Here is a 14,375-nt window from a genome sequence, read left to right as displayed (position 1 = left end):
GGCATCCCGTCCGCCCGCGTTATGACGCGGCGTTCGGCACGACATGGCGGATGCTGCGGTCCTCCACGAAATCCGCCGGCCGTTTCTGACGTTTTCCGAGATCGGGCGCGTCGAACTTCACACGTTCATAGGGGATGGATTGCAGGATGTGCGAGATGCAGTTGACCCGGGCACGCTTCTTGTCATCCGAGGGCACGATCCACCATGGCGCATGGTTGCTGTCGGTCATGCGCAGCATCTCGTCATAGGCCCGCGTGTAGTCCCACCAGCGCTGATAGGACTCGACGTCCATGGGACTGAGCTTCCACTGTCGCACCGGATCATCGATCCGGCGCCTGAAGCGGCGCTCCTGCTCTTCCTCGCTGACGGTCAGGAAGTATTTCAGCAGAATGACCCCGCTTTCGACGATCGCGGCCTCGAAGCGGGGCGCCAGTTCAAGAAAGCGCAGCGCTTTCTTTTCGCTGGTGAACCCCATGACACGATCGACGCCGGCGCGGTTGTACCAGCTGCGGTCGAATATGACGATTTCGCCGGCCGCAGGCAGATGCGCGATATAGCGCTGCATATAGATCTGGGATTTTTCGCGGTCGGTCGGCGCAGGCAACGCCACGACACGAAAGACCCGCGGGCTGACCTTTTCTGTAATACGCTTGATCATCCCGCCTTTGCCGGCGGCGTCGCGCCCCTCGAAGATGATGACCACCCTCGCGCCGGCTTTCTTGATCCAGGCTTGCAAATGGGCCAATTCCACCTGCAGCCGTCCGATCTCCTTGTCGTAATCCCATGATTTCTTTTTTTTCTTATTGTCCTTTACGACGCGGCCTGCCCCTCCATCCGTCTGTGCGGGCTCGTAATTCTCGTCCATTTTTCTCCCTCCCTTGCGGCTAAGATGATTTGCCGGCCGACATAGCGGCGTCGGTCTCGCCGACAGTTCCGATCAGCGCTCTCAGCGCTTCCTCTCGACCGTTGAAAAGATTCTGGACGCCGATCGCTTTGATGACGCCTGCGCGGTCGAGGATGCCGCGGCTCTCTTCACTCAGGTCGGCTATTGCAAAGACGATATTGCGCTTTGCCAGGACCTCGGCCACCGCATCGAGCGCAGCTGCACCGGTGCTGTCGATATGTGTGACGGCGCTGGCATCGAGCACGAGGCATCTGGTTTCGGCAGGAAGTGCCTTCGCGACCGAGGTCAGCCGCATGCGGACATAGTCGGCGTTGTAAAACAGAATGCTGCCCTGGATAGCGAAGACGGCTGCGCCCTCGACAGGGCGAGCTTCCGGAAAGCGTGCGAGATCGAAAAAGCCGTGCCGTCCTTCGATACGGCCAAGCAGGCCGTCGCGGGGAAACATCGTCTGACGCAGGAGATAGACGAGTGTGGCCGCAACGGCGACAATGACGCCGTTGAGAACACCGAAGCTGATGGCGCCCCACATGGCGATCAGCGCAAAGATGAATTCCATGCGGCTGATGCGCCAGATCTTCTTCAATTCATGAATATCGATGAGGCTGATCGCCGCCGTGGCAAGAATTGCGGCGAGCGCGGGAATGGGAAGGATCCGCAGCGCGCTGTGAAGGAAGACGAGCGCGGCAATGAGGGTCGCAGCCGATACCAGTCCGGCGAGTTGAGAGACGCCGCCGGTCGACAGGTTTATCGCGGTTCGCGAATCCGAGACGCTGACCGGAAACGAGCCGAACAGGCCAGGCGCCAGGTTGGCGGCGCCAAGTCCGATCAACTCCTGATTGGCGTCGACCTCCTCGCCGGTTCGCGACCCGAAGCTCCTTGCCGCGACGATGCCGGCGCCGAAGCTGACCAGGAAGATCGCGGCCGAACCGAGCACGATCTTGTCGAGAGGCATCTGTTGCAATGCAGGCAGGGACAGGCTCGGCAGTCCGCTCGGGATATCGCCGACAACTGCGATGCCGCGGCCTTGGAAATCGAAGATCGCCGAGAGGACGACCGAGAGGACGACCACCAGAACGGGGCCCGGCACTTTGAACCGGAAGGCGCGGACGATCCACAGCAAGGCGAACATGGCGAGGCCGAGGAGGAGCGAAGGCCAGTGGATCAGGCTGCTCTTGGCGAGCATTTCGACCAGCGGCGGGATCAATCCGTCCGACTGGATCTTCACCCCTGTGAAGCGGCCGATCTGTCCGACAAGGATCGAGAGCGACACGCCGGCGAAGAATCCCACCAGAATGGGCCGCGAGAGAAAGCTTGCGAGAACACCGAGCCTCAGCATTTTCGCCGCGATGCAGCAGGCGCCGACGCCAAGCGCAAGAGCCGAGGCGATGGCGATCCTGTCGACACCTGCGGTGCCGGGTTCGGCAGCGATGATGGCGCCCATGGCGGCCGCCAGCACCGTCATGGTGGCGGCATCCGGCCCGACGACCAAAATCCGCGATGGACCAAAGATCGCATAGGCGATCGGCGCGACGATGCTGGCATAAATCCCCGTCTCCGGCGGCAGGCCGGCAATGGCGGGATAAGCGATGGCGCTCGGCAAGCCGACCGCGGCAATCGACAGCCCGGCCGGAATGTCACTGCGGAGCCAGTCTCTGTTGAAACCGGCCAAGCCCCGCAACATCGGAAGACTTCCTATCACCGCGGGCTCCTTATCCTTTGCCGCCGGCCCTGCCCTCCCGTCCTCGGAACACATCAGTGATGGCGCAGGCGGCAGCGGCATCCGCTTTAGTGTTCGAGGAACACGTAGTTCATCCAGCTGCTCATGCGCAGCAGCACCTTGCGTAGAACGGCGACATGGTGCCAATGATGGGTGTAGACCGCGACGTCCGCGACCACGCCGCCCGGCAGTTGATAGTCCTCGGTGCTTTCGAGCAGCTCGATCCGCGCCAGCGTTTGTCCGGGCGAGACGCGTTCGGGCGATTGCGGGTCGATCAGCGCACCGCTCGGCTGCAGTTGGCCTTGGGCCATAACATCGATCACCTCTCCCACCCGCGCCTTGAATATCTTGCCGGGCACGGCCTTGAAGGAGACCTCCGCCTCATCGCCGACACGGACGCGCTGCAGCGAATTCTGGATGAAGGCTGCCGCCAGCATGCGGTCCTGGCTGTCGATGAAGACCATGACCGGCCGCAGCGGCAGAGGATTGGCCATCATTCCGGGTCGGAGGAACACCTGGGTGACATAGCCGTCGCTCGGCGCCCGCACGACCGTCTGGTCCAGCTCGTACTGGGCATTGTTCAACTCGGCCTGCAGCCTTGCAACCGTCGGGTTCGTTCCGTTGATCTCGGACTCGTAGGCGAGTTTTGCCTGCACCGCTTGCGCGCGGGCCGTGTCAACCGTCGCCTCCGACGTCAGGTAGATGCCGCGCCGGTTTTCGACCTCGAGTTCGGAAAAGACCGCACCCCTGCCGCTTGACTTTGCATTCTCGTTCGACTGCTGGAATTTTTCGAAGGCCTGCAAGGACCTGTCCCTGGAGGCTTCGGCGCCGGTGACCGCCGCATTGGCAGCGTCCATGGCCGCTTTCAACTGCAGGACCGACTGCTCGGCTTCGGCGAGCGCGGCCTTCTTCTGATCGACCGAAAACTGATAGGGACGGGGATCGATGCGAAAGAGGATGTCGCCCTTCTTCAAGGGCGCATTCGGCGTCACCGGCACCTCGACGACCTGGCCTCCGACGACCGGAATGACGGGCGCCGAGGTGAAATAGATGCGCCCGTCGCCCGAATAGGGATGATTGTAGCTCATCAGCAGCAGCAACGCGGAGATCAGAAATATCCCGCCGAGGACGGCCGTCGCCAGCGTCCACTGGTTCACCGGGATCCTGAATATCTTGAAGATCGTCCAGCAGATCGCGGCATAGGTCAGAATCAGGAGCAGATCCATCAGGCGGTTTCCTTCTCCGGCGTCTGCGCCTCGAGCTCGGCGATCCGGGCATGCAGACGCGCAATTTCGGCATTCGCTTCGACTTCCGCCGACAGCTTTCCATCCTGCCGGATGCCCCAGCCGCGGTCTTCGCGGTAAAGCGTTGCCCAGATGAACAGGAACGGCCAGATCGCATGAAGCGTGAAGAGGCTGACCCAACCCGCAACATGGATGGCATCCTGATGCGGATGGTTGCGCGCCTTGGCCATCAGATGCGGAATGTCGTGAATGGCAATCACCGCATAGAAAAGCGTGACCACGACGAAGACCAATACGCCCAAGGCAAAATAGTCGAGAAACACGACCCCTCCCTTCCGGCTTGGGCCTGACCCGAGCCGTTGATCGCAAGCGAAGATGGAATAATAGGCCCGTTTCGGCCCAAAGGCCCGTAGCATCGCGTAAGCTCTATCGAGGCGTTGGCAAGGCGATCCGCCCGACGAGATCGCCCGCGGCAAAGGGAAAGGCGCGGGATCGGCAGGTGCATCCAATCGCACGTCTCATGTGCCACATGCGAAGAGCCGTTTGGGAGCCGGATAACGTAGGATCGCGTATTTTACGTCTGCAGACGGCTCGGCTGTTATATAGTTTTTGCATCTGCTGAGCGCAGTTCGGCGGGGGGCGAAGATGGCGTCGGGAGAAAGTGGTTCGACAGATTCGTCCGCCCTTGAAGCGGCAGCGGCTTATTTCCCCGACCAGGCGAAGCTGGTGCAGCGGCTTTTCGACGCCAACGAGGCCTTTCAAAGCATGTGCGAGGATCTCGCTGCCGCGGCGCAGGCATTGGCGCATGTCGAACAGCTGCCCGACGGGGTCAAGGAACTGCGGCGGCTGGAATATGCAGGCCTGGTCGATGCCCTTTTGAAAGAGATGCGGGAGGCGATGTCGCAATCAAAAGTTGTGATGCTCCGGAAACCGCCCGTCGCCGGCCCGAAATCTCCGTGAACGTGTCCGTCATCCGACTGATTCAAGGCCAACTGATTCAAGGGAGGTGCATGTGCGATGAAAGCAATTACCCGCAAACTGCTTGGTGGATTGTCGGCTCTGGCGCTCATTGCGCTGCAGCCGGCCTTGCCCGCGCGAGCACAGGCTGCCGCGCCGGCCGCCGCCCCTGCCCCGGCAGCCGCCGAGCAGCCGGCCTCTGCCCTCCTCTCCGAAGACGAGCTTGAAGTGCTGGTCGCGCGGATCGCGCTCTATCCCGACGAGCTGGTCGCGGCGATTTCGGCCGCCTCGCTCTTTCCCCTGCAGATCATCGAAGCGCAGCGTTTTCTCGAAGCGAAAAAGAAGAATGCCGATCTCAAGCCCAAAAGCGATTGGGACGGCAGCGTCGTTTCGCTGCTCAACTACCCCGACATTGTCAAGATGATGAGCGAGGATCTCGATTGGACCCAATCGCTCGCCGATGCGCTCGCCAATCAACAGAAGGACGTGCTGATCGCCATCCAGCAGCTGCGCGACGAGGCGGTGGCAAAGAACATCATCAAGACCGATGACAAGGTGACGGTTGTCACCGAAAACGACAACATCATCATCCGGCCGACTGACCCCGAGAAGATCTATATCCCGCAATATCCGCCGGAAATGCTCTATGAACCGGACTATGCCGCTGAACCGATCTCCTATTATCCGGATTATTACGACAACTATTACTATCCGGGCGCGGGGTTCTTTGCCGCTGCGGTCACCGGGCTCACCTGGGCGGCCATCGTCAACTGGGACGACTGGGGTGTATGGGGCGGTCGCTGGGACGGCGATATCGACATCGATTGCAACAATTGCCTGAACAATCGCAACTTCAACGGAAAAATGAAGTGGAATGACGTCGACTGGGCGAATGTCGACCGCAGCAAGCTGAGCATCGGCAAGGATCAGCTGGGCAAGCTGGACCGGTCGGCGATCAAGTCAGGACTTCAGGCCGACAATCGCAACCAGCTGCGCAACCAGGCCGCGGACAGGCAGGCCGGCCAGAGGCCCGGCGATCGCGGAACGGCCGCTCGCGCAGACGATATCCGGAAAAGCACGGCGCAGGGGCTGAAGGCCAAACCGCAGGCGGACAGGCCGACGGCGGCCAATCGTCAGAATGCGTCCCGGCCGGAGACCCGTCCCAATCAATCGGCCAATCGCCCCTCGGGCAAACCGGCCCAGAAATCCGTCAAGAAGCCCAGCAAGCCGCAAATGGCTGCCAGGCCCGACAACCGCGGACGCCAGCCGAGCGCGCTCGGCAATGTCCAGTCCGGCCGCCAGCAGACCGTCGCCTCGAAACGAGGTGCGCAAAGCATGGGCGCTCACCGCCCGGCCGCCCGTCCCGTTCAACACTCGCGCCCGATGCCCTCTCGCGGCGGCGGTGGTGGCCGCGGTGGCGGTGGTGGCGGCAGAGGCCGGCGATGACACCCTTTCCGAGCCCATGGAGTTCCATCATGAGACGCCAATCGATCGTAATCCCGCTCATGCTTGCGACCGCGCTTTGCGCAATGCCCGCGACGCCGGCGCTTTCGCAGGGTCAGACGGATCTCACCGAATACAAGACAGCAAAACCGTCTCCGAAATTCGACAGCCCGACACTTGCACTCGATCGACTGAAGTCGGTGCTTGCTTCCAACAATATAGGCGAACTTGCCAATCTGCTCGGTCTGGACGCCGAGAGGCTGCGCGCCAACAACGAGGCGATGATCGCTTATGCATTGATCCGGGAAGGCGCCGGGCGACAGTTGATCCTCAAAGACGCCGAGGGTGCGAAAATCGTTGTGATCGGCGATCGGCTCTGGCCGCTGCCGTTCCCGTTGACGGAGGATAAAGACGGGAAATGGTCCTTCGACACGCAGCGCGGCTTTGAGGAGATCGTCAACCGGCGCATCGGCGAGAACGAACTGGCCACGATCGACACTATGCATGAATATGTGGCGGCGCAGTACCAATATGCATCCGACGACCGCGACGGCGACGGCATTTACGAGTTCGCCAAAAAACTGATCAGCAGTCCGGGCAAGCTGGACGGTCTCTACTGGGATCCGAACGTCTACCCGGAGGAAAGCCCGGCCAGCGCGCTGGTCGAAACGGCCGCCTTCGGCGCCGCCAAACGCGGCGAGGGTTATTTCGGATACCGCTATCGCATCCTGACCGCTCAGGGCGACAACGTGCTGGGCGGCAAGCAAAGCTACGTCATCAATGGTTATATGACCGGCGGCTTCGCGCTGATCGCCTGGCCGGTCAAATACCGGGTGACCGGCGTGCAGACATTTATCGTCAACGGGAGGAGCGCCATCTATCAACGCGATCTCGGGCCGGAGACGGAACAGCGCGCCGCCGCGATCAAGGAATTCAATCCGGATGCCAACTGGACCGTTGTCAGCGAATAGGATCCGGCAGCGCCCCGCGCCCTTTCAGAGGCGCAGGGCGCGGTCTTCAGCCGCCCATTCACGCAGCGATGGCTTGTGTGGGGCAGCCGCCATGGCGCGATTGGAGTAGCGTTTGTTGCCCGTGACCTCTCGCCCAAGCCATTGCGGCAGGGTCGGCAGATCGTCTTCGCTGGCCATTTCGATCTCGGCAAGCGTCAATCCCTCATAAGCGCCGGCAAAAACGTCCACATCCCAGATTCTACCCTCGTGGAGAACCCGGTAGCGCGTCTTTTCAATGACGCGGCCGCTCGCATGGAGCAGCAGCTCCCGTGCCTCCTCGACCGGAATCTCGTATTCAAATTCGTCCTTGGCGAGCTTCGATGTGCGGAATTTGATCGTCAGGCAGGCCGAGCGACCGTCAATCACGCGGATGCGTACCGCATTCTCGTCGCGAGACAGGTAAGCCTGCTGCAGGACATGCGAAATGCCGGCGCAACGGCGCCAGCCATCGTTCCGCACGAGGAACTTGCGTTCGATCTCGGTCGCTTTCAAATCGATCGCTCCCTCCAGCGCCGCCCGTCCGTAAAGACGTGCAGAGGACGCTGCAACATTTTGAATTTCTCTTTGTTCACTGCAGGTCGTTATCCCCGAGCCGCTGTCGGCTGCGGGCGACGTGCAGGCGCTGCTCCTGCCGGTCACTCGACAGGCGGCTCCCAGGTAAGGAAGAAGCCGACGTCTCCGGGCATGCCGTCCGGGAAGTTGATGATCATGGCCTTCAGGCCATATCCCTGCGGCCGGGCGACCTCTTCGAAAAGTTCGAGAAGTTCCTTTGCCTTTCCCTGCAGGGTGTTCTGCCATCCCGACAGGTTGTTGTTGATGGCCCGGCCGCTGTCGGTGCAGAAGCTCGATGGAAAGCTGTAGATCAGCGCCTCGTATTTGCCGTCCGCCGCCGCTTTCATGACCAGCCGCTTGATGACGGCGCGCTCCGTTTCACCGATCTGCTTGCGAAAAAAATCCTCGACGAATTCCGCATGCTTCTTTGCTTCGCGCGCCTTAATCTTTTCGCTGCGCTCCATCTCGAGAAGCTGAAGCTCCAGAGCACGTTTGCGCAGATCCTCTGCGCTTGTCATGGGATGGGACGTAGAGGTCTCAGATGTCATCGCAGCCTCCTTGAGAATACCCCGCGATGATAAGGCGAGCTCCGAAATCAAGGCAGTAAAATACATGTCCGCACCGGTAGAATACGGTATCCTACGCCGGCATTCGGCAAGGTGTGTCTTGCGCCGGCCACGGATATTCATTGCGTTCCTTCACATTGAGCGGCCTATTCGGATGGATGGCATTGCCGTCACGCCTGGCCGGGACTATTGTTTAGGGCAGCATACTGCAGGTTGTTCGCAATCGGGGATCTGGGGGAACCGATGACGAGTGCAGGTATAAACAGGGTCGTCGCCTCACAGGAGGACGTGCAGCAGCAACTCGAGCGCATTCTTTCCAGCCGCGAGTTCCGCCTTCCCGAACGGGCTAGGAGGTTTCTTGAATTCGTGGTGACGGAAACGCTCGCAGGCCGTCGCGACTATCTGAAGGCCTTCACCATCGCGCAGGCGGTGTTTGGCAGAGACGCGAATTTCGATGCGCAACAGGATCCATGTGTCCGTATCGAAGCCGGCCGACTGAGACGGGAACTGGAACATTATTACCTGACCGCCGGTGCCGCCGACCGGATCATCATCACGATCCCCAAGGGCGGCTACGCACCCGTCTTCGACGTCATCGACACCGCCGGCCCCGCGGACATGGAGCTGCCCGAACAGCCCGATCAGCCTGGTCCGTCCGGCGACGACGGCGGAGAGATCAACACGGCTGCGGATACGGTCGGCCGGGAGCAACCGGACCGGCGTCTATCGCGGCCCTTATATTGGCTCCTGGCGGCAGGCGTCGCGATCATCCTTGCCTCGGCAGCAGCGCTGCTTCAACAACTGGAATCGCCAAAGTCGGCGCGCAAGACAGCGACGACAATCGAAAATCGCCCCACCATTCTCGTCGAGCGTTTCGAGAGCGTCTCGGACGGGGGCCTGGCATCCGATATTTCTCGGGGCATAACCGACGATATCATCGAGAAGCTGGTGCGCTTCAACGACATCGTCGTCGTCACTGCCATGCCGCGGATTAAAACCGGCCAAGTTTCGTCGGAACCGCTCTACGCCCTGCAGGGAAGCGTGAGGCTTGAAGGCAGTCAGCTGCGTTCGACGGCGAGGCTGGTGCGACGGGTCGATGCAGCAGTCATCTGGGCGAGCAATTACGATGCCGATATGAAGGTGCAAGGTATCCCGAAAACGCAGGCGAGCCTTGCCGGAGATATCGCTGCGGCGGTCGCGCGTCCTTTCGGCGTCATGTTCCAAACCGACACTGCGGCCATCGCCGGCAATGCGGATGCTTTCTCCTGCGTTCTCTCCTATTACAGCTACCGCAGCGAAATGACGGTGCAGGCGCACGAGGCGGCGAAATCCTGCCTGCAACGGGCCGTGGAAGAAGCGCCGGCCGATTCCAATGTCGCGGCCCTTCTTTCGTTGATCCATCTCGACGAGTTCCGCTTTTCATACCAGCTTCACACGAAATCGACGGCGGCGACGCTCGGCATCGCCAAGGACCTTGCGGTGCGTGCCGTGCAGCTCGATCCGAAGAATGCGCGCGCCCTTCAGGCGCTGATGCTCGCCGACTTTTTCGGCAATGATCCGGCCGAGGCCCTCAGAGCCGGCGCCGCAGCCTATGCCAGCAATCCGAACGATACCGAAGTTGCCGGCGAATACGGCCTGCGCCTGTCGATGTCGGGAGAATGGGACAAGGGCTGCACGCTGATTTCGGAAGCCGTCGGCAAGAATGCCGGCCCACGCGGATATTACCAAGTCGGAATGGCGCTCTGCGCCTTCATGCGGGGCGACACGCAGGCTGCGGAACTTTGGTCGCGCATGTCGGACCTCAATTACAATCCAATGCATCGCCTCGTACTGCTCTCCATTCTCGGGGCGCTTGGAAAACAGCAGGAGGCCAAGGAGCAGCTCGATTGGATCCGGCGCGAATCACCCGCACTGATCCCGAACATCCGACGAGAAGTCGTCAGCCGGTTGGCGCGGCCCCAGGATCAGCAGCGTTTCCTTGCGGGGATAGAGGCTGCCGGTTTGTCGGTGCAGAATGGCGACGCGCCGGGCAATTGAAGTGGTGTGCGCTGAATGCCGGCGCTAGAGAGCACAAGGCCTGAGTGCGCCTGAACTTGCCACGTGAGCTTACGCGCGGGTACTCTCGTAGGCAGTCACCTTTCCATCCTGCTGGCATCTAGAGCCTTTTCCTCGCGAATGCTCTACCTGAAGCCGACTTCAGATATTTCTCGAATGCAAAGGCCTGCGGCTCGTCGGAAAAAGCGACATAAGTCTTGAGAACCCATGGAGCGTATTTCGAAGTATGAGAAACCTCTCCGGCATTGTGCTTTGCGAGCCGCGACCTCAGGTCACCCGTGACGCCGACGTAATAGCGATCCGGAAATTCGTGACTATGGAGAATGTAGACATATTTCATGGAAGGATCACAGCCCGCCTACGTTGCTGCGCAACTTCGGCGCGGCAGCCTCCGCTTTCTTCTCGCCTTCGTCACGTCAAGCCTTCCGGCTTGCCGAGCCGAAGCTCGAAGAGCGTAGGCTGGTGGAGCTAAGCGGGATCGAACCGCTGACCTCTTGCATGCCATGCAAGCGCTCTCCCAGCTGAGCTATAGCCCCATCAAGGTGGTCCGGCAGAGCGCCGGTCCTGGGATATTCCGGAGGGCGTTGCCTCTGGAGTGGCGGCTTATTACTTCCGGTTTTCGGAGATGGCAAGCCTAAAAAAACCGGCCCGGAGAATTTTTTCCTCACCGGGCCGAAATGCAGTCGTCAGACTTCGTCTTCGTCGCCGGTCACGCCGATGATGTCGCTCATGTCGTCATCGTCATCGTCTTCGTCGGGTGTGAGGAAGGTATCGTCGTCGTCGTCGCCTTCGATCTCGACATCGTCGTCGCCCATATCTGGAATGTCGTCGCCGCCGGCGGCGTCATCGGCATCTTCCAGCGAAACCAGTTCGACTTCGGTGTTTTCGGTATCGACTTCCGCGACCTCGTCCTCTTCAGCGGCATCGGCGATCGCCGAGGTTTCCTCGAAGAAGGATAGGGGGTAGGACTTGCCGGTATAAGGAGAAACGATCGGATCCCGGTTCAAATCATAGAACTTCTTGCCGGTTTCCGGATCGGTGCGCTTGGTTCCAAGTTCCGCTTTCGCCACTATAAGCCTCGTGAGAATGGCCGAATCCGCGATTCGGCAAAATGCCGTTCAAGCCGGCGTTCCATCGGAATTTATAAGCCGGTCCCCTTAATCGCTGCGGCTTCCCATGTCAAAGCCAAACTTTACGATCGGAGTGCCGGGTATTTCAGGTTCTGGCGGATGCCCGGCTGGCGGGTCTCTCGCAGCGAGGCGCGGCGGCCGCGGGAACGGGCGGCGGCGGTCGCCGCAAATGGCAGGCTTGCGAAGGAAATGCCGCGCCTTTACAAAGCATTATGCCACGTGTGGCTCCGCTTAGGGGCCCCTAAGCGCCCTGCTCCAGGATGGATCCCATGACGACGAAGACTTTCACCATCGCCATCGACGGCCCGGCGGCGGCCGGCAAGGGGACGCTTTCACGCCGCATCGCCGAGCAATATGGCTTCCACCATCTCGACACCGGCCTGACCTACCGCGCCACCGCCAAGGCGCTGCTCGAGGCCGGCCTACCGCTTGACGACGAGGCGGTGGCGGAAAAGATCGCGCGGGAGGTTGAACTTGGCGGTCTTGATCGCGATATGCTTTCGCAACACGAAATCGGCGAAGCCGCCTCGAAGATCGCCGTCATGCCGGCGGTGCGTCGAGCGCTCGTCGAGGCGCAGCGGCGGTTCTCGGAAAAAGCGCCGGGCACAGTGCTCGACGGGCGTGATATCGGCACGGTTGTCTGCCCGGATGCGCCGGTGAAGCTCTATGTGACGGCGTCGCCGGAGGTGCGCGCAAGGCGCCGTTACGACGAGATCGTCAGCCGAGGTGCGACGGCGGATTTGGACGCGATCTTCGAGGACGTCAAACGGCGCGACGAACGCGACATGGGACGGGCCGACAGCCCGTTGAAACCAGCGGTCGATGCGCACTTGCTTGATACGTCGGAAATGAGTATAGAGGCCGCGTTTCAAGCCGCTCAATCGATCATCGATGCGGTCTTGAGCCGAAATGCCTAAATTGAAGCGATTTTGCGTGCCAAGAGCCCCACGTCGCTTTTAAGACAGCAGCCTGAAATTCCGTCCAAGCGCCGGATTGCCTTCGTGAGAGAGGGCGGACTGGGTTCAGGCCCGTTCAACACGAACCAACCGGCGCGTACGCATCCGGAAAGCCGGATACGCCAGGAGATTTTATGTCAGTAGCAACTCCCTCCCGCGAGGATTTCGCAGCTCTTCTCGAAGAGTCTTTCGCAAAGAACGACCTCGCAGAAGGCTATGTCACCAAGGGCATCGTCACGGGCATCGAGAAGGACGTCGCCGTTGTCGACGTCGGCCTCAAGGTTGAAGGCCGCATCGCGCTCAAGGAATTTGGCGCACGCGCCAAGGACGGTTCGTTGAAGGTCGGCGACGAAGTCGAAGTCTATGTCGAGCGCATCGAAAACGCGCTTGGCGAAGCCGTTCTGTCGCGCGAGAAGGCTCGCCGCGAAGAAAGCTGGATCAAGCTCGAAGCCAAGTTCGAAGCCGGCGAGCGCGTCGAAGGCGTGATCTTCAACCAGGTCAAGGGTGGCTTCACGGTCGACCTCGACGGCGCGATCGCCTTCCTGCCGCGTTCGCAGGTCGATATCCGCCCGATCCGCGACGTTACGCCCCTCATGCACAACCCGCAGCCCTTCGAAATCCTCAAGATGGACAAGCGCCGCGGCAACATCGTGGTTTCGCGCCGTACGGTTCTGGAAGAATCCCGTGCCGAGCAGCGTTCTGAAATCGTTCAGAACCTCGAAGAAGGCCAGGTGGTTGACGGCGTCGTCAAGAACATCACCGATTACGGTGCGTTCGTCGACCTCGGCGGCATCGACGGCCTGCTGCACGTCACCGACATGGCATGGCGCCGTGTGAACCATCCGTCGGAAATCCTGAACATCGGCCAGCAGGTCAAGGTTCAGATCATCCGCATCAACCAGGAAACCCACCGCATCTCGCTCGGCATGAAGCAGCTCGAGTCCGATCCGTGGGATGGCATCCAGGCCAAGTATCCGGAAGGCAAGAAGATTTCCGGTACCGTCACGAATATCACCGACTACGGTGCATTCGTCGAGCTGGAGCCGGGCATCGAAGGCCTGATCCACATCTCGGAAATGTCCTGGACCAAGAAGAACGTTCACCCCGGCAAGATCCTGTCGACCAGCCAGGAAGTCGAAGTCGTCGTTCTCGAAGTCGATCCGTCCAAGCGCCGTATCTCGCTCGGCCTCAAGCAGACGCTGGAAAACCCGTGGGCAGCATTCGCCCGCAGCCATCCGGCCGGCACTGAAGTCGAAGGCGAAGTCAAGAACAAGACCGAATTCGGCCTGTTCATCGGCCTCGACGGCGATGTCGACGGCATGGTGCACCTCTCCGACCTCGACTGGAACCGTCCGGGCGAACAGGTCATCGAGGAGTTCAACAAGGGCGACGTCGTCAAGGCTGTCGTTCTCGACGTCGATGTCGAGAAGGAACGCATCTCGCTCGGCATCAAGCAGCTCGGCAAGGATGCAGTCGGCGACGCTGCTGCTTCGGGCGATCTGCGCAAGAACGCCGTCGTTTCCTGCGAAATCATCGCGATCAACGATGGCGGCGTCGAAGTGAAGCTCGTCAACCACGAGGACATCACTTCCTTCATCCGTCGCGCCGATCTCGCCCGCGACCGCGACGAGCAGCGTCCTGAGCGCTTCTCGGTCGGCCAGGTCGTCGACGCCCGCGTCACCAACTTCTCCAAGAAGGACCGCAAGATCATGCTGTCCATCAAGGCTCTGGAGATTGCGGAAGAGAAGGAAGCCGTTGCTCAGTTCGGTTCGTCCGACTCGGGCGCTTCGCTCGGCGACATCCTGGGCGCAGCCCTGAAGAACCGCGGCGGCGAATAAGCC

Annotated in this window: 14 protein-coding genes and 1 tRNA gene; 6 read left to right on the top strand and 9 right to left on the bottom strand. The window is 60.9% G+C overall.

What is annotated here, in order from left to right; translation table 11 throughout:
* Positions 1-19: 19 nt before the first annotated feature.
* From ppk2 to AMC88_RS00560, 4 genes are all read right to left on the bottom strand, one after another.
* Entirely contained in the window at positions 20-865 is an 846-nt protein-coding gene (gene ppk2, locus AMC88_RS00575; protein WP_004677082.1) for a polyphosphate kinase 2, read from the bottom strand.
* Positions 866-884: 19 nt separating this feature from the next.
* On the bottom strand, positions 885-2,585 hold the full coding sequence (locus tag AMC88_RS00570) for a SulP family inorganic anion transporter (protein WP_185171295.1): 1,701 nt from the start codon (positions 2,583-2,585) through the stop codon (positions 885-887).
* A 104-nt stretch (positions 2,586-2,689) separates the two neighbouring features.
* A complete protein-coding gene (locus tag AMC88_RS00565) occupies positions 2,690-3,847 on the bottom strand; it encodes an HlyD family secretion protein (RefSeq protein WP_064824644.1) in 1,158 nt (385 codons plus the stop codon).
* Positions 3,847-4,188, bottom strand: a complete 342-nt coding sequence (locus AMC88_RS00560; protein WP_016735191.1) for a DUF3302 domain-containing protein — start codon at positions 4,186-4,188, stop codon at positions 3,847-3,849. Before AMC88_RS00560 ends, AMC88_RS00565 begins: the two co-directional genes overlap by 1 nt.
* Positions 4,189-4,510: 322 nt before the next feature.
* Here AMC88_RS00560 and AMC88_RS00555 point away from each other — a divergent pair, with 322 nt between their 5' ends.
* Genes AMC88_RS00555 through AMC88_RS00545 form a run of 3 tightly spaced genes read left to right on the top strand, consistent with a single transcriptional unit; the run spans position 4,511 to position 7,236 of the window.
* Positions 4,511-4,825, top strand: coding sequence for a hypothetical protein (locus tag AMC88_RS00555; protein WP_010014487.1), 315 nt, complete (start codon positions 4,511-4,513; stop codon positions 4,823-4,825).
* Between the two features lie 57 nt (positions 4,826-4,882).
* Positions 4,883-6,268, top strand: coding sequence for a DUF3300 domain-containing protein (locus AMC88_RS00550; RefSeq protein ID WP_064824643.1), 1,386 nt, complete (start codon positions 4,883-4,885; stop codon positions 6,266-6,268).
* Between the two features lie 29 nt (positions 6,269-6,297).
* Positions 6,298-7,236 (top strand): DUF2950 family protein, encoded by a 939-nt coding sequence (locus AMC88_RS00545; RefSeq protein ID WP_064824642.1) that lies wholly within the window; start codon positions 6,298-6,300, stop codon positions 7,234-7,236.
* Between the two features lie 24 nt (positions 7,237-7,260).
* On the opposite strand, the gene AMC88_RS00540 is transcribed toward AMC88_RS00545, so the two are convergent.
* Positions 7,261-7,767 carry a CYTH domain-containing protein gene (locus AMC88_RS00540; RefSeq protein WP_010025507.1) on the bottom strand — a complete coding sequence of 169 codons (507 nt, stop codon included), beginning with the start codon at positions 7,765-7,767 and terminating at the stop codon, positions 7,261-7,263.
* A gap of 143 nt (positions 7,768-7,910) precedes the next feature.
* Positions 7,911-8,375, bottom strand: coding sequence for a hypothetical protein (locus AMC88_RS00535; protein ID WP_029531695.1), 465 nt, complete (start codon positions 8,373-8,375; stop codon positions 7,911-7,913).
* A 261-nt stretch (positions 8,376-8,636) separates the two neighbouring features.
* On the opposite strand from AMC88_RS00535, the gene AMC88_RS00530 reads away from it, so the two are divergent.
* Positions 8,637-10,430 (top strand): membrane protein, encoded by a 1,794-nt coding sequence (locus tag AMC88_RS00530; protein ID WP_041683503.1) that lies wholly within the window; start codon positions 8,637-8,639, stop codon positions 10,428-10,430.
* 118 nt (positions 10,431-10,548) lie between these two features.
* Here the strand turns inward: AMC88_RS00530 and AMC88_RS00525 are convergent, their stop codons facing one another.
* The 3 genes from AMC88_RS00525 to AMC88_RS00515 form a co-directional block, all read right to left on the bottom strand.
* The gene (locus tag AMC88_RS00525) at positions 10,549-10,788 is read right to left on the bottom strand and encodes a GIY-YIG nuclease family protein (protein ID WP_012482166.1); all 240 of its coding nucleotides are present in this window, start codon (positions 10,786-10,788) and stop codon (positions 10,549-10,551) included.
* 120 nt (positions 10,789-10,908) lie between these two features.
* Positions 10,909-10,984, bottom strand: a tRNA-Ala gene (locus AMC88_RS00520).
* Positions 10,985-11,134: 150 nt separating this feature from the next.
* Positions 11,135-11,518 carry a TIGR02300 family protein gene (locus AMC88_RS00515; protein WP_012482165.1) on the bottom strand — a complete coding sequence of 128 codons (384 nt, stop codon included), beginning with the start codon at positions 11,516-11,518 and terminating at the stop codon, positions 11,135-11,137.
* Between the two features lie 329 nt (positions 11,519-11,847).
* On the opposite strand from AMC88_RS00515, the gene cmk reads away from it, so the two are divergent.
* Entirely contained in the window at positions 11,848-12,495 is a 648-nt protein-coding gene (gene cmk / locus AMC88_RS00510; protein WP_012482164.1) for a (d)CMP kinase, read from the top strand.
* Between the two features lie 173 nt (positions 12,496-12,668).
* Positions 12,669-14,372 (top strand): 30S ribosomal protein S1, encoded by a 1,704-nt coding sequence (rpsA, locus tag AMC88_RS00505; RefSeq protein WP_012482163.1) that lies wholly within the window; start codon positions 12,669-12,671, stop codon positions 14,370-14,372.
* Positions 14,373-14,375 lie beyond the last annotated feature (3 nt).

The sequence above is a fragment of the Rhizobium phaseoli genome (assembly GCF_001664385.1).
GTDB lineage: Bacteria > Pseudomonadota > Alphaproteobacteria > Rhizobiales > Rhizobiaceae > Rhizobium > Rhizobium phaseoli.
The sequence above is the reverse complement of the archived record's forward strand: the minus strand, read 5'-3'. Positions and strand labels throughout refer to the sequence as shown.

Bases quoted from the DNA above. Each gene is read 5' to 3' on its own strand.
- AMC88_RS00550 (WP_064824643.1), top strand. From the start codon at position 4,883: ATGAAAGCAATTACCCGCAAACTGCTTGGTGGATTGTCGGCTCTGGCG.
- AMC88_RS00570 (WP_185171295.1), bottom strand. From the start codon at position 2,585: ATGTTGCGGGGCTTGGCCGGTTTCAACAGAGACTGGCTCCGCAGTGAC.
- cmk (WP_012482164.1), top strand. From the start codon at position 11,848: ATGACGACGAAGACTTTCACCATCGCCATCGACGGCCCGGCGGCGGCC.
- AMC88_RS00545 (WP_064824642.1), top strand. From the start codon at position 6,298: ATGAGACGCCAATCGATCGTAATCCCGCTCATGCTTGCGACCGCGCTT.
- AMC88_RS00565 (WP_064824644.1), bottom strand. From the start codon at position 3,847: ATGGATCTGCTCCTGATTCTGACCTATGCCGCGATCTGCTGGACGATC.
- AMC88_RS00525 (WP_012482166.1), bottom strand. From the start codon at position 10,788: ATGAAATATGTCTACATTCTCCATAGTCACGAATTTCCGGATCGCTAT.
- AMC88_RS00530 (WP_041683503.1), top strand. From the start codon at position 8,637: ATGACGAGTGCAGGTATAAACAGGGTCGTCGCCTCACAGGAGGACGTG.
- rpsA (WP_012482163.1), top strand. From the start codon at position 12,669: ATGTCAGTAGCAACTCCCTCCCGCGAGGATTTCGCAGCTCTTCTCGAA.
- AMC88_RS00555 (WP_010014487.1), top strand. From the start codon at position 4,511: ATGGCGTCGGGAGAAAGTGGTTCGACAGATTCGTCCGCCCTTGAAGCG.
- AMC88_RS00535 (WP_029531695.1), bottom strand. From the start codon at position 8,375: ATGACATCTGAGACCTCTACGTCCCATCCCATGACAAGCGCAGAGGAT.
- ppk2 (WP_004677082.1), bottom strand. From the start codon at position 865: ATGGACGAGAATTACGAGCCCGCACAGACGGATGGAGGGGCAGGCCGC.